The organism is Streptomyces sp. NPDC047706, assembly GCF_043204795.1.
Classification (GTDB): domain Bacteria; phylum Actinomycetota; class Actinomycetes; order Streptomycetales; family Streptomycetaceae; genus Streptomyces.
Window position 1 is genome coordinate 110032 of record NZ_JBIDCW010000019.1, and the last position, 14625, is coordinate 124656.

11 protein-coding genes, 1 pseudogene and 1 riboswitch are annotated in these 14625 nt (G+C 70.5%); of the genes and pseudogenes, 7 read left to right on the forward strand and 5 right to left on the reverse strand.

Annotated elements, in window-relative coordinates; genetic code table 11:
• Positions 1-58: 58 nt before the first annotated feature.
• Positions 59-1225: a citrate synthase/methylcitrate synthase gene (locus ACGF8A_RS22720; protein ID WP_393110919.1), complete on the forward strand. Its 1167-nt coding sequence runs from the start codon at positions 59-61 to the stop codon at positions 1223-1225.
• 2 nt (positions 1226-1227) lie between these two features.
• Here the strand turns inward: ACGF8A_RS22720 and ACGF8A_RS22725 are convergent, their stop codons facing one another.
• The 3 genes and pseudogenes from ACGF8A_RS22725 to ACGF8A_RS22735 form a co-directional block, all read right to left on the reverse strand.
• Positions 1228-1923 (reverse strand): DUF6082 family protein, encoded by a 696-nt coding sequence (locus ACGF8A_RS22725; RefSeq protein ID WP_393110921.1) that lies wholly within the window; start codon positions 1921-1923, stop codon positions 1228-1230.
• A gap of 90 nt (positions 1924-2013) precedes the next feature.
• Positions 2014-2251 (reverse strand): annotated as a pseudogene (locus ACGF8A_RS22730) (hypothetical protein).
• Positions 2252-2479: 228 nt separating this feature from the next.
• Positions 2480-2887 (reverse strand): DUF6082 family protein, encoded by a 408-nt coding sequence (locus tag ACGF8A_RS22735; protein ID WP_393110923.1) that lies wholly within the window; start codon positions 2885-2887, stop codon positions 2480-2482.
• A gap of 248 nt (positions 2888-3135) precedes the next feature.
• On the opposite strand from ACGF8A_RS22735, the gene ACGF8A_RS22740 reads away from it, so the two are divergent.
• Entirely contained in the window at positions 3136-4233 is a 1098-nt protein-coding gene (locus tag ACGF8A_RS22740; protein WP_393110925.1) for a CobW family GTP-binding protein, read from the forward strand.
• A gap of 60 nt (positions 4234-4293) precedes the next feature.
• Here the strand turns inward: ACGF8A_RS22740 and ACGF8A_RS22745 are convergent, their stop codons facing one another.
• Complete coding sequence (locus ACGF8A_RS22745) at positions 4294-6750, reverse strand: DNA topoisomerase (ATP-hydrolyzing) subunit A (RefSeq protein ID WP_393110927.1); 2457 nt, start codon at positions 6748-6750, stop codon at positions 4294-4296.
• A gap of 320 nt (positions 6751-7070) precedes the next feature.
• Between ACGF8A_RS22745 and ACGF8A_RS22750 the strand changes: the two genes are divergently transcribed.
• The 4 genes from ACGF8A_RS22750 to ACGF8A_RS22765 all read left to right on the forward strand — a co-directional run bounded on the left by ACGF8A_RS22750 (position 7071) and on the right by ACGF8A_RS22765 (position 11871).
• Entirely contained in the window at positions 7071-8459 is a 1389-nt protein-coding gene (locus tag ACGF8A_RS22750; RefSeq protein WP_393110929.1) for a M16 family metallopeptidase, read from the forward strand.
• Entirely contained in the window at positions 8456-9844 is a 1389-nt protein-coding gene (locus ACGF8A_RS22755; RefSeq protein WP_393110931.1) for a M16 family metallopeptidase, read from the forward strand. Before ACGF8A_RS22750 ends, ACGF8A_RS22755 begins: the two co-directional genes overlap by 4 nt.
• 201 nt (positions 9845-10045) lie before the next feature.
• Positions 10046-10211, forward strand: a riboswitch (cyclic di-AMP (ydaO/yuaA leader).
• A 12-nt stretch (positions 10212-10223) separates the two neighbouring features.
• On the forward strand, positions 10224-10988 hold the full coding sequence (locus ACGF8A_RS22760) for a M23 family metallopeptidase (protein WP_393110932.1): 765 nt from the start codon (positions 10224-10226) through the stop codon (positions 10986-10988).
• Between the two features lie 187 nt (positions 10989-11175).
• Positions 11176-11871 (forward strand): GntR family transcriptional regulator, encoded by a 696-nt coding sequence (locus ACGF8A_RS22765; protein WP_393110934.1) that lies wholly within the window; start codon positions 11176-11178, stop codon positions 11869-11871.
• A 179-nt stretch (positions 11872-12050) separates the two neighbouring features.
• Here the strand turns inward: ACGF8A_RS22765 and ACGF8A_RS22770 are convergent, their stop codons facing one another.
• The gene (locus ACGF8A_RS22770; protein ID WP_393110936.1) at positions 12051-12332 is read right to left on the reverse strand and encodes an HPr family phosphocarrier protein; all 282 of its coding nucleotides are present in this window, start codon (positions 12330-12332) and stop codon (positions 12051-12053) included.
• A 179-nt stretch (positions 12333-12511) separates the two neighbouring features.
• Here ACGF8A_RS22770 and ACGF8A_RS22775 point away from each other — a divergent pair.
• A partial coding sequence (locus tag ACGF8A_RS22775; protein WP_393110938.1) for a GNAT family N-acetyltransferase occupies positions 12512-14625 on the forward strand: 2114 nt, incomplete at its 3' end.

Below are 14625 nucleotides of genomic sequence, written 5' to 3' on the forward strand. Positions count from 1 at the left end.
AATATTGACAGACATTGAGTCAACCATGGACAGTCGCATCAAGTCCAGGGAGGAAAACATGTCCGTCAACAGGTCCGCATCCATTCCTGTAGACGTACCGCGGGGGCTCGCGGGCGTCGTCGTGACCGACACCGAGATCGGCGACGTACGGGGTCTTGAGGGCTTCTACCACTACCGGCAGTACTCGGCCGTCGAACTCGCGCAGACCCGGCCCTTCGAGGACGTCTGGCACTTGATGGTGTACGGGGAACTCCCGGCCGACGCCGTGAGCGCTTCGGCGTTCACCGCCGGGACCGCGGCGCTGCGACGGCTTCCCGACGAGGTGGCGGCGGCCCTGCCCGCCGTCGCGGCGGCCGGCGGGCAGGGCCCGCTCGCCGGACTGCGCACCGCGCTGTCACTGCTGGGCGCCGCGAAGGGCTTCCGCCCGCTGTACGACATCGACGCGGACCGGCGGCGCGAGGACACACTCGTGGCGACCGCGGCCGTACCGACCCTGCTCACTGCCCTGCACCGGCTCGGGAAGGGGCTGGCGCCGGTGCCGCCGCGTGAGGACCTGTCGTACGCGGCGAACTACTTGTACATGCTGACCGGCGAGGAACCCGATCCGCGGCGAGCCCGTGCCGTCGAGCAGTACCTGATCTCAACCATTGATCATGGATTCAATGCATCAACTTTTACGGCCCGGGTCATCGCGTCCACCGGTGCCGACGTGGGCGCCTGCCTGGGCGGGGCGGTCGGCGCGCTCTCGGGGCCTCTGCACGGGGGTGCCCCGAGCCGGGCGCTGGACACCCTGGACGCGATCGGCACGGTGGACCGCATCGACCCCTGGATCCGGGAACGCGTCCTCGCCGGCGACCGCATCATGGGTTTCGGGCACCCCGTCTACCGCACGGAGGACCCGCGCTCCCGCATGCTGCGGGGCATCGCCCAGGAGTTCGGCGGGCCGCTGGTCGACTTCGCGGTGGAGGTGGAACGCCGGGTGGAGACGATTCTCGCCGAACTCAAGCCCGGCCGTGAACTGCACACCAACGTGGAGTTCTACGCCGGCGTGGTCATGGAACTCTGCGGCCTGCCCCGCGAGATGTTCACGCCGACCTTCGCCGCGGCGCGCGTGGTCGGCTGGAGCGCCAACATCCTGGAGCAGTCCCAGGACTCGAAGATCATCCGCCCGGCGGCGCGGTATGTGGGGCCACCGCCGCGGCGGACTTCGCCGGCAGCTATCTGACGTCAGGAACCCGCGGTCCCGCCGTTCCGCGCCTCTTGGATGGCCTGCTCGATGATGCGGAAGAGCCTTCCTTCGTCGCTGTCCGGCGGAAGGCCTTCCTTGGCTGCGCGCGAGGCTGCCCAGTAGCGCTGGAATGCCGGGCTCCGTATCAGAGAGCGGGCGTATTCGAGTAACGCCGACTCGGTTATTCCGCCCCATTTGTATACGAGGAGGTAATGGCCGAAGGTCAAATTGGCGAAAAGATACTGGCGAACCACTGCAGGTTCTTCGCCGGGGTAGTCGTTCCAGACCTGAGCCAGAGCGGGATCGTCCATGACCATCTGAGTCAGTTGGACGTGCAGGGCGCGAAGGTCTGCTTCAGCGCTTCGGTGCAATTCATCCCGCGACGCGATGAGTTCCTGTCGCTGAAGCGCCAGCTCCTGACGCTGCATACGCAGTTCCCGTAGCTGAAACAACAAGGTGACCACGAGGAGGATGAGGGCCAGGCCCGAGAAGACGGTACTCAGCCCCCCGAAGTAGTTCCCGATGGCGCTGCGTTCCATCGCTGTCTGCCGCCCGCCGTTGGCTTCTTCGACGCCCGTGACGAGCCATCCGCTGATCACGATGGAGGCGACACCTACGAGGACCGTGCCGGCAATGGCTGACGCCCCCCATGTGAAGAACCGGATCAGCGATTGCCGTGGCGTTCGACGCGGCATGTTTCCCTCCCTGGGTCGGCGGGATACTGCCCGATGCCCGGGGAGGGAAACCGCAGGAAGAGCGGGGGATAGCGAGCGGCGCCCTTCCGGTCAGGTGTCCGGGAATTCCTTCCTGGCCCTGACGAGGGCTTCCCGGGTGACGATGACGATCCGTTCGTGATCGGCCCGTGCGGCGTCACTCGGGAGAAGCCGTTCCAGGAACTGAGTCGCTTCCGTGCCGATCACGGCGAAGGTGCCGTCGGACAGTTCAAGGATTTCGGGGGTAGTTGGCCCCCGGGATGCTGCCGCGTTCGCGAGGGGAGTCGCCGATCCGACGGACGATCTCGATGACTTCGTTTCCGTTTGCCCTACGACTGGAGGACGCGCACATTACTGCACCGACAGAAGGTCGGGCTTCTGTGCGAGCGTCTTCTCAGTCGGCCGGCGGCTCGCCCACCACCCACCATTCCTCGGTGTTTGCCTCCTTCATCTACCGAAGAAGGCCGTCCACCATGCGTCCCAACTCGGCCTCGTCCGAGTCCTCGGGCAAGGTGGCGCGCTGGCCGCGGGTCGCGAATCAGTACTCGCGCACCACGGGGTTCTGCAGCAGACCGCGGACCCGCCCGAAGAACTCCTCCCGGCTGAGATTGCCGATGCGGTAGTAGAAGAGCAGGTTCGTGTACAGGGCGTTCGCGAAGAGGTACTGGCGGCGCTCCAGGGGTGATGCCGGCGCTTCGCAGATGTCCAGCACCTCGGCCAGTTCCGGGCTGTCGATCGCCTTGCTGAGCAGCTTCCAGTGCAGGTGCTGCTGGTTGGCGAGGTTGGTGTGCCGTTGCGAGTGAGCCACCTGTGTTTCCAGGCGGTCGAGTCGTGCCCGCACGGCACGCACCGTGCGGCGTTCCGCGGCCAGCGCGGCGAGGGCTCCGGTCAGCAGGCCCAGGCCCGCTGCAGCCGCGGTGCCCAGCCCCCGTGTCCCTGCCTTCATCTTCCGTACCAGTCAGCGAGTCAGGTCTGCCAGGTGCCGAGCGGCTCTGAAAGGCGGGGAGGCGGAGAGGAGGCGCACGGAAGGAAGCGAGGGTCGCACAAACCGGCGCCATCTGCCCCGCTCGCGCTGCTAACAATCGTTCACTTCGCGGAGATTCTGCGTGCTCGTATCCTTGCCCGGCATGCAAGTTCCGTAAGGTGCGCCGGGGTGTGAACCGGTGTGCGCGTAGGCGTGAGAGAGGTCGCACGGTGGGGCTGAGCCCGAGTTCCCGGCAGATCCCGGTCGTCGTACTCGCCGGATTCCTGGGCTCCGGCAAGACGACACTGCTCAACCACCTCCTGCACCGCAGCGGAGGCAGCCGTATCGGTGCCCTCGTCAACGACTTCGGAGCCATCGAGATCGACGCCATGGCGGTGGCGGGCGCCCTCGGTGACTCCACCGTCTCCCTCGGCAACGGCTGCCTGTGCTGTGCCGTCGACGCCGGTGAGCTGGACGTCTACCTCGACCGGCTGGCGCACCCCGGTGCCGGGATCGACGTCGTCGTCATCGAGGCCAGCGGACTCGCCGAGCCTCAGGAACTGGTGCGGATGGTGCTGGCCAGCGAGCATCCGGGCATCGTCTACGGCGGGCTCGTGGAGGTCGTCGACGCCGCCGAGTTCGACGACACGCGCGCGAAGCACCCCGAGATCGACCGGCATCTCGCCCTCGCCGATCTCGTCGTGGTCAACAAGACCGACCGGGCGCCGGGCGCCGAGCGCGTCCTCGCCCTCGTCCGGAGCCTCATCGACGGGGCCGCGGTCGTCCCCGCGACGTACGGCCGTATCGACCCCGAGTTCCTCTTCGACTGCCGGCCCTCGCGGGAGCGCATCGGGCAGCTGTCGTTCGACGACCTGCATGATCATCACGGCCCGGGTGCGGAGCACGAGCATGCGGGGCACCTGCACGCCGCCTACGACAGCCTCTCCTTCGTCTCCGAAGTACCCCTCGACCCGCGGCGGTTGATGGCGTTCCTCGACAGCCGCCCCGAGGGGCTCTACCGGATCAAGGGGTACGTCGACTTCGGCCCGCACGATCCGCGCAACCGGTATGCCGTGCACGCCGTCGGACGGTTCCTGCGCTTCTGCCCGGAGCCCTGGGAAGCGGACGGCGAACGCCTCACCCAGCTCGTCCTCATCGGCTCCGGCATCGACGCGCCGGCGCTCGACAAGGAGCTCGCGGCGTGCAGGAGTGACGCCACGCACGCCGATGAGCACGGCATGTGGGGCGTCCTGCGCTACGTACCGGACGCACGGGATGCGGACCCGCGGGATCCGTACGCCACGAATCCCGCGGAGCCCCCGCTCTAGACAGACCGGCCTGGCCGCTCTCGGCCCGGACAGGCTCCCCTGGACCGGCCCCCTCTCGGCCTAGACCGGCCCCGCCACCGCCGCGACCGGCTTGGCAAGGGACACGCCCGAGCCGTCGCGGCGTGGGTCCATCTCGGACAGCTCGGTGGGCGAGCCGTTCTTCTGCGCGGCCAGCGCCGGGGTGGCGCCCGCCCAGGCGAACGACAGGCAGTCCTCGCCCTTCAGGAACCGCTGGCAGCGCACGCCACCGGTCGCCCGGCCCTTGCGCGGGTACTGGTCGAAGGGGGTCAGCTTGGCCGTCGTCTGCACGGAGTCGTCCAGGGTGCCGCGCGAGCCCGCCACCGTGAAGACGACCGCGTCGACCGCCGGGTCCACCGCGGTGAAGGAGATGACCTTGGCACCCTCGGTGAGCTTGATGCCCGCCATACCGCCCGCCGGGCGCCCCTGCGGGCGCACCTGTGAGGCCTGGTAGCGCAGCAGCTGCGCGTCGTCCGTGACGAAGACCAGGTCCTCCTCACCCGTCCGCAGCTCGATGGCGCCGACGATCCGGTCGCCCTCCTTGAGGGTGATGACCTCCAGCTCGTCCTTGTTGGCCGGGTAGTCGGGGACCACGCGCTTGACGACGCCCTGCGCCGTGCCCAGCGCGAGCCCGGGGGAGGACTCGTCGAGCGTGGTCAGGCAGACCACCGTCTCGTCACCCTCCAGGGAGACGAACTCGGCGAGCGGCGCGCCACCGGAGACGTTCGGCGACGTCGTCGTCTCCGGGAGCTGCGGGAGATCGACGACGTTGATCCGCAACAGCCGGCCCGCCGAGGTCACCGCGCCCACCTCGCCGCGGGCCGTGGCCGGCACCGCCGAGACGATCACGTCGTGCTTGACGCGCCTGGCGGCGGCGCCCTCGGGGAACGGCTCGGCGTTCGCCGTGCGGGCCAGCAGCCCCGTCGAGGACAGCAGGACCCGGCAGGGGTCGTCGGCCACCTGAAGCGGGACGGCGGCCACCGCGGTGGCGGTCGAGTCGAGCAGGACCGTACGCCGGTCGGTGCCGAACTTCTTCACCACCGCGGCCAGTTCGGACGAGACCAGCTTGCGCAGCTCGGCGTCCGACTCGAGGATCCGCGTGAGCTCCGAGATCTCCGCGGTGAGCCGGTCCTTCTCGGCGTCCAGCTCGATGCGGTCGTACTTGGTCAGGCGGCGCAGCGGCGTGTCCAGGATGTACTGCGTCTGGATCTCGCTCAGCCCGAAGCGCTCGATCAGGCGCTCCTTGGCCTGGGCGGAGTTCTCGCTGGAGCGGATCAGGCGGATCACCTCGTCGATGTCCACCAGCGCCGTGAGCAGGCCCTCGACCAGGTGCAGCCGGTCACGCTTCTTTCCGCGGCGGAACTCCGAGCGGCGGCGCACGACCTCGAAGCGGTGGTCGAGGTAGACCTCCAGGAGTTCCTTCAGACCCAGGGTGAGGGGCTGGCCGTCGACCAGGGCGACGTTGTTGATGCCGAAGGACTCCTCCATGGGCGTGAGCTTGTAGAGCTGCTCCAGGACCGCCTCCGGCACGAAACCGTTCTTGATCTCGATGACCAGGCGCAGCCCGTGCTCGCGGTCCGTGAGGTCCTTGACGTCGGCGATGCCCTGCAGCTTCTTCGAACCGACCAGGTCCTTGATCTTCGCGATGACCTTCTCCGGACCGACCGCGAAGGGCAGCTCGGTGACGATCAGGCCCTTGCGGCGTGCCGTCACGTCCTCCACGGACACCGTGGCCCGGATCTTGAACGTGCCGCGGCCCGTCTCGTAGGCGTCCCGGATCCCGGAGAGGCCGACGATCCGGCCGCCGGTGGGCAGGTCGGGGCCCGGGATGTGGCGCATCAGGGCGTCGAGGTCGGCGTTCGGATGCTTGATCAGGTGGCGGGCGGCCGCGATGACCTCGCGCAGGTTGTGCGGCGGCATGTTCGTGGCCATGCCGACCGCGATCCCGGACGAGCCGTTGACCAGCAGGTTCGGGAAGGCGGCGGGCAGCGCCACCGGCTCCTGCTCCTGGCCGTCGTAGTTCGGGGCGAAGTCGACCGTGTCCTCGTCGATCGACTCCGTCATCAGGCTGGTGGCATCGGCCATCCGGCACTCGGTGTACCGCATGGCGGCGGGCGGGTCGTCGTTGCCGAGGGAGCCGAAGTTGCCGTGGCCGTCGACCAGGGGCACCCGCATGGAGAACGGCTGCGCCATGCGCACCAGGGCGTCGTAGATCGACGCGTCGCCGTGCGGGTGGAGCTTACCCATGACCTCGCCGACCACGCGGGCGCACTTCACGTAGCCGCGGTCGGGGCGTACGCCCATCTCGTTCATCTGGTAGACGATGCGGCGGTGGACGGGCTTGAGACCGTCACGGGCGTCCGGCAGGGCCCGGGAGTAGATGACCGAGTACGCGTACTCGAGGAAGGAGCCCTGCATTTCGTCCACGACGTCGATGTCGAGGATCCGCTCCTCGTACGAGTCGTCGGGCGGCGGGGTCTTCGTGCTGCGGCGGGCCATCGCTGCCGGCTCCTCCTGTTTTCTGGTCGTTCGCCCACGGGGGCGCTGAGGTCCCTGCGGCTCACTCTTGCTGAAGCGTGAACGGCATCTGCCGCGGACCATTGTGGACCGCGCCACTGACAACGCGGACGCTGGACCCGACGTCGGCCGCCGGGCCCCGCGCCGACCCGCAGGCTACGCCCTCGCGACGGGCAACCCGGTTCTCGCTCTGGGCGTACGCGCTCCGGGAACTTCACACCAGGTCGGCACGCTTGCATACAGTGGCAGGACTGGCAGGATTTCCGCGGTTTCCCGACCGCACCGCGATCGAAGGGACGTACATGCCCATGGGTCACACGGCCACAGCCGAGGCAGGCTCCGGCGGGCTGACAGCGACAGAGCACCGCCTGGACAACGGCCTGCGTGTGGTGCTCTCCGAGGACCACCTGACCCCGGTCGCCGCGGTGTGCCTGTGGTACGACGTCGGCTCACGCCACGAGGTCAAGGGGCGCACCGGCCTGGCTCACCTTTTCGAGCACTTGATGTTCCAGGGGTCCGCCCAGGTGAAGGGCAACGGGCACTTCGAACTGGTGCAGGGCGCGGGCGGCTCCCTGAACGGCACCACCAGCTTCGAGCGCACCAACTACTTCGAGACCATGCCGACCCACCAGCTGGAGCTCGCCCTCTGGCTGGAGGCGGACCGCATGGGCTCGCTGCTCACCGCCCTCGACGACGAGTCGATGGAGAACCAGCGGGACGTCGTCAAGAACGAGCGCCGCCAGCGCTACGACAACGTCCCCTACGGAACCGCTTTCGAGAGGCTCGCCGCCCTCGCCTACCCGGAGGGCCACCCTTACCACCACACGCCGATCGGCTCGATGGCCGACCTGGACGCGGCGACCCTGGAGGACGCCCGCCAGTTCTTCCGGACGTACTACGCGCCGAACAACGCGGTGCTGTCGGTCGTCGGTGACATCGACCCCGAACAGACGCTGGAATGGATCAAGAAGTACTTCGGCTCCATCGCCGGCCACGACGGCAAGCCCACCCCGCGTGACGGCTCGCTGCCCGAGGTCATCGGCAGGGAGCTGCGTGAGGTCGTCGAGGAGGAGGTCCCGGCGCGTGCCCTGATGGGCGCCTACCGGCTCCCGCACGACGGCACACGCGCGTGCGACGCGGCCGATGTCGCGCTCACCATCCTCGGCGGCGGCGAGTCGTCCCGCCTGTACAACCGGCTGGTACGACGGGACCGTACCGCCGTCGCGGCCGGATTCGGCCTGCTGCGGCTGGCCGGAGCGCCCTCCCTGGGGTGGCTGGACGTGAAGACGTCCGGGGACGTCGAGGTGCCGGTCATCGAGGCGGCCATCGACGAGGAGCTCACCCGGTTCGCCGAGGAGGGCCCGACGGCCGAGGAAATGGAACGCGCGCAGGCCCTGTTGGAGCGCGAGTGGCTGGACCGGCTCGGCACGGTCGCCAGCCGTGCCGACGAACTCTGCCGGTACGCGGTGCTGTTCGGCGACCCGAAGCTCGCCTTCACCGCCGTACGGCGCGTGCTGGAGGTGACGGCCGAGGAGGTCCAGGAGGTCGCCAAGGCACGCCTGCGGCCCGACAACCGCGCGGTACTCGTCTACGAGCCCACGGCCACCGAAGCCGGCGAGACCGACGCAGACGACGACACCGACGCCGCGCCGGCCGCCGCCGGCGACGACACCGAGGAGGCGGCCAAGTGACCGAGCTCGCCACGATGGACTTCCACCCCCGGCCGCAGGCGGGCGAGGCCCGTCCCTGGGCGTTCCCGGCCCCCGCGCGCGGGGCGCTGGACAACGGCCTGACGGTGCTGCGCTGCCACCGGCCCGGCCAGCAGGTCGTCGCCGTGGAGGTGCTGCTGGACGCGCCTTTGGAGGCCGAGCCGGCCGGCCTGGACGGCGTCGCCACGATCATGGCGCGGGCCTTCTCCGAGGGCACCGACAAGCACTCCGCCGAGGAGTTCGCGGCCGAGCTGGAGCGCTGCGGCGCCACCCTGGACTCGCACGCGGACCACCCCGGCGTACGGCTGAGCCTGGAGGTGCCGGTCTCCCGCCTGCCCAAGGCCCTCGGTCTGCTGGCCGACGCCCTCAGGGCGCCCGCGTTCGCCGACAGCGAGGTCGAGCGGCTGGTGCGCAACCGCCTCGACGAGATCCCGCACGAGCTGGCGAACCCGGCCCGGCGGGCCGCCAAGGAGCTCTCCAAGGAGCTGTTCCCGGCGACCTCGCGCATGTCCCGCCCGCGCCAGGGCACCGAGGAGACGGTCGCGAAGATCGACTCCGCCGCCGTACGCGCCTTCTACGAGCGGCACGTCCGCCCCGCCACGGCCACCGCCGTGGTTGTCGGCGACCTCACCGGCGTGGACCTCGACGCACTGCTCGGCGAAACCCTGGGCGCCTGGACCGGCTCCCGGGCGCAGCCGCGCCCCGTGCCGCCGGTGACCGCCGACGACACCGGCCGCGTGGTGATCGTGGACCGTCCCGGCGCGGTCCAGACCCAGCTGCTGATCGGCCGGGTCGGTCCCGACCGGCACGACCGTGTATGGGCCGCGCAGGTGCTCGGCACGTACTGCCTGGGCGGCACCCTCACCTCCCGTCTGGACCGCGTCCTGCGCGAGGAGAAGGGCTACACCTACGGGGTGCGCTCGTTCGGCCAGGTGCTGCGTTCCGCTCCGGACGGCAGCGGTGCCGCCATGCTCGCCATCAGCGGCTCCGTGGACACGCCGAACACCGGCCCCGCGCTGGAGGACCTCTGGACGGTGCTGCGCACGCTCGCCGCGGACGGCCTCACGGACGCCGAGCGGGACGTCGCGGTGCAGAACCTCGTCGGTGTGGCGCCGCTGAAGTACGAGACCGCCGCGGCCGTTGCGGGGACCCTGGCCGACCAGGTCGAGCAGCACCTGCCCGACGACTACCAGGCGAGGCTGTACCAGCAGCTCGCCGCCACCGGGACCGTCGAGGCCACCGCGGCGGTCGTCAGCGCCTTCCCCGCGGACCGTCTGGTGACGGTCCTCGTCGGTGACGCGGCGCAGATCAAGGAGCCCGTCGAGGCCCTCGGCATCGGTGAAGTCACCGTCGTGCCGGCCGAGTAGAGGCCCGCGGAGGGCACGCGCGTGCAGGGCCCTGGTGACGGAAGCGTCACCAGGGCCCCGCTATGTCCGCATTGGGGCGGAGGTTGCCCGTCTGACCTGTGGGATGCGCTACAAACGCCGGATTGCGTTTGGGGATTGAAAGATGTCCCGCTTAGCGTCATCCGGGCTGTCCGTCAGGCAGTGCGCCGCACCCGCGGCACCGGACAGTCATCGCCGAGTCCCCGTACGGCGCGAGCCAGGGGAGCCGGGGACCCAACCATGAAGTCCCTGGGGTGAATCGGACGCCCGCGCGCGGCGAGGGAGTCCGTAGGAGACCTTCCTGCTCCGAACCCGTCAGCTAACCCGGTAGGCGAGAGGGAAGGAAAGGACCAGCCACCACATGGCGTTCACGCGCGCCACCGGGAAGCATCGCCGTCCCAGCCGGATGAAGCGCACCACCGCCCACGCGGCGGGTGTCGCGGCGCTCACCACCACCGGTGTCATCGGCACCCTGGCCGCTCCCGCGCTCGCCGCCGAGCCCGCGGCCGAGCAGTCCGGCCTGCTCCCGGTCATCGCCATCGGCGACTCGGTCGCCGAGCAGATAGATGCCCAGGCCGCCGCCCAGAAGCAGGCCGCCGCGGTGGCGGCCGCCGAGCGGAAGGCCGAGGCCGCCGCGAAGAAGCGGGCCCAGGAGCGGGCCAAGGAGGCGCGCGAGGCCAAGGAGCGCGCCGCCCGTGAGGCCGAGCGCAAGCGCCTCAACGCCTATGTGGCGCCGATCAGCGGCTCCCACGTCTCCACCGGCTACCGGTCCGGCGGCGCGCTGTGGTCCTCCGGCAGCCACACGGGTGTCGACTTCCACGCCGCGAGCGGCACGCCCGTGCGCTCTGTCGGCTCCGGCACCGTGGTCGAGGCCGGCTGGGGCGGGGCGTACGGCAATCAAGTCGTGATCAAGATGAACGATGGTACGTACACCCAGTACGGGCACCTGTCGTCCATCGCGGTCTCGGTGGGCCAGACGGTCACCCCGGGGCAGCAGATCGCCCTGTCCGGCGCCACCGGCAACGTCACCGGAGCGCACCTGCACTTCGAGGCCCGTACGACGGCCGAGTACGGCACGGACATCGATCCGGTCGCCTACCTCCGCTCGCACGGCGTCGGCGTCTGACGGCGAATCGCCCGCTTCCCGCGGCCCCGGCTCCCTGAGCCGGGGCTTTCGGCGTTTCGTGCTCCGGTATGTCCAAAAGATATCCATGGATTCCGGCCCGCCATCGGAAATCCCGGCCCATTGCAATAGAGTCACGGAACACACGTCAGTCGTCGACGTTGCACGGGGATTAAGGCGGAGGTCGGTCATGCGTATTCCGGCGCGTTCGGTGTGCACGGCCATCCGGGACGACATCGTCGCGGGTGTCTACGAGCGGGGCGGCCGGCTCACCGAGGAACTCCTCGCCCGCCGCTACGGAGTCTCGCGTGTCCCCGTCCGCGAGGCGCTGCGCACGCTGGAGGCGGAGGGCTTCGTGGTGACCCGGCGGCACGCGGGCGCGTGCGTGGCGGAGCCGACCGAGCAGGAGGCCGCCGACCTGCTGGAGATGCGCCTGCTGCTGGAACCGCTCGGCGCCGCGCGGGCCGCCCAGCGGCGCACCGAGGCCCATCTGAAGGTGCTGCGCGGCCTGGTCAGACTGGGCCAGGAGAGGACCAGGCGGGGTGGCAGCGAGGATCTGCGCTCACTGGGCGGCTGGTTCCACGAGACGCTCGCCCAGGCCTCCGGCAGCCCCGCCCTGATCGCGATGCTGACCCAGCTGCGGCACAAGATCGCCTGGATGTACGCCGTGGAGGCGCCTGTCAGCCCTGTGGAGTCCTGGACGGAGCACGGCGCGATCGTGGACGCGGTGGCGCGCGGCGACGGTGAGCGGGCGCGGGCGGTCACGGCGCTGCACGCCGAGCGTGCGACCGGCGCGCACCGGCTCCGGTTTCCCGGAAACGGTGATCGCGCGGACCGTGTGAGGACTTCGCAACATGCCGTAAACATGTCGGGCCCACGGCATTAACAAGAGCGCCGTATACAAAGAAGTGAAAATCTGCGGCGGCGCATTTTTGCTGCCGTTTTCGGCGTTCTCTGAATTGTTGGCGAGACCCGTTGCGAAAACGCGGGCGCGCGGGCCGGGAAACGGTTGAAGCCGCGCCACCCGGAAAAGGGCGGCGCGGCTTCAGGAATGCCGTCGGCCGGTCAGACGGTCTCGGGAAGCTCCTCGAGGCCCTCCGCGACCAGCTTGGCCAGACGGCCGAGCGCGGCTTCCGCGCCCTCGGCGTCGGAAGCCAGGACGATCTCCTCGCCCCCCTGGGCGCCCAGCCCCAGGACGGCCAGCATGGAGGCCGCGTTGACGGGGTTGCCGCCCGCCTTGGCGATCGTCACCGGGACGCCTGCGGCCGTGGCGGCTCGGACGAAGATGGAGGCGGGGCGGGCGTGGAGACCCTCGGCCCAGCCGACGTTGACGCGGCGCTCAGCCATGTGATGCTGCCCTTCAGGTGTTCAGGGTTGTCTAGACCAGTTTCCCATATGGTGAAGCATGCCCGGACGGGCCCGTGGCCCGTCCCGGAGTGCGAGCCGGACCGCGGCCTCGGTCCGGCGGGCATCCCTCCACAGACTGCCTCGCGCCGATGTCGTACGCGAGCCGTACTCTGGGGCCCATGCAGAGCCCGTCGGACCGGCACGAGTACCCCGCCCACTGGGAGGCCGACGTGGTGCTGCGCGACGGCGGCACCGCGCGCATCCGGCCCATCACCGTCGACGACGCCGAGCGCCTGGTCAGCTTCTACGAGCAGGTCTCGGACGAGTCGAAGTACTACCGCTTCTTCGCGCCCTACCCGCGCCTGTCCGCGAAGGACGTCCACCGCTTCACGCACCACGACTTCGTGGACAGGGTGGGACTCGCTGCCACCATCGGCGGCGAGTTCATCGCCACCGTACGCTACGACCGCATCGGCGCCGACGGCATGCCCGCGTCCGCGCCCGCCGACGAGGCCGAGGTCGCCTTCCTGGTGCAGGACGCACACCAGGGGCGCGGGGTCGCCTCGACGCTGCTGGAGCACATCGGCGCCGTCGCCCGCGAGCGCGGCATCCGCCGCTTCGCCGCCGAGGTGCTGCCCTCCAACACCAAGATGATCAAGGTGTTCACGGACGCCGGTTACACCCAGAAGCGCAGCTTCGAGGACGGTGTCGTACGCCTGGAGTTCGACCTCGAACCCACCGACCGCTCGCTCGCGGTGCAACGCGCGCGGGAGCAGCGCGCGGAGGGGCGGTCGGTTCGGCGGCTGCTGACGCCCGGCTCGATCGCCGTCGTCGGCACCGGACGCACACCCGGGGGCGTCGGCCGCAGCGTGCTCGGCAACATCCGGGAAGCCGGCTTCACCGGCCGCCTGTACGCCGTCAACAGGGCGCTCGGCGAAGGACAGAAGGAACTCGACGGGGTCCCGGCGCACCGCTCGGTGCGGGACATCGACGAGCCCGTGGACCTCGCCGTGGTGGCGGTGCCCGCGGGGCACGTGCCCGAGGTGGTCGCCGAGTGCGGGGAGCACGGGGTCCAGGGGCTCGTCGTGGTCTCCGCCGGGTACGCCGAGAGCGGGCCCGACGGACGTGAGCGCCAGCGTGAACTCGTGCGGCACGCGCGCGCGTACGGCATGCGGATCATCGGGCCGAACACCTTCGGGATCATCAACACCTCCCCGGAGGTGCGGCTCAACGCCTCGCTGGCACCCGAGATGCCACGGCCCGGGCGGATCGGGCTGTTCGCGCAGTCCGGGGCGATCGGCATCGCGCTGCTGTCCCGGCTGCACCGGCGCGGCGGCGGGGTGACGGGGGACACGGGCGTGTCGACGTTCGTCTCCTCCGGCAACCGCGCGGACGTCTCCGGCAACGACCTGCTTCAGTACTGGTACGACGATCCGGACACCGACGTCGTGCTGATGTACCTGGAGTCCATCGGCAACCCGCGCAAGTTCACCCGCCTCGCGCGCAGGACCGCGGCGGCGAAGCCGCTCGTGGTGGTCCAGGGCGCGCGCCACGGGGGAGCGGCACCGCAGGGACACGCGGTACGGGCGACGCGGCTGCCGTACGCCACCGTGTCCGCGCTGCTGGGGCAGGCCGGCGTGATCCGGGTCGACACGATCACCGAGCTGGTGGACGCCGGGCTGCTGCTCGCGCGCCAGCCGCTGCCGGCGGGGCCACGCGTGGCGATCGTGGGGAACTCCGAATCGCTGGGGCTGCTCACCTACGACGCCTGTCTGGCCGAGGGGCTGCGGCCCCAGGCTCCGCTGGACCTCACCACCGCGGCCTCGCCGGAGGACTTCCGTCAGGCGCTGACGCGGGCCCTGGCGGACGACACCTGTGACGCCGTCGTGGTGACCGCGATACCGATGGTGGGGGAGGGGACGGCGGGGGACGCGGCGCTGGCGGAGGCCCTGAGGTCGGGCGCGACGGCGGTTCCAGCGAAGCCGGTGCTGGTGGTGCACGTGGAGCTGGGCGGACTCGCGGACGCGCTTTCCGCGGCGGCGAGCACGGCACCGCAGGCGACGCCGGCGGGCGGTGCGGGCGCTCAGCCCTTCCGCCCGGCGGAACGCCAGCAGGCGCCGGGTGCGGGCGCGGGCTCGGGCGGGCCGGCTCCCGGGCGCGTCAGGCCACCGGAGCGAGGGACTCCGTCGTCTCCCCGAGCAGGTAGGTCCGCGGAGCCGTGGACGCCGTCGTCCTCCGGGGCAGGTAGGTCCGCGGAGCGAGGGGCTCCGTCGTCCTCCGGGGCAGGTAGGTC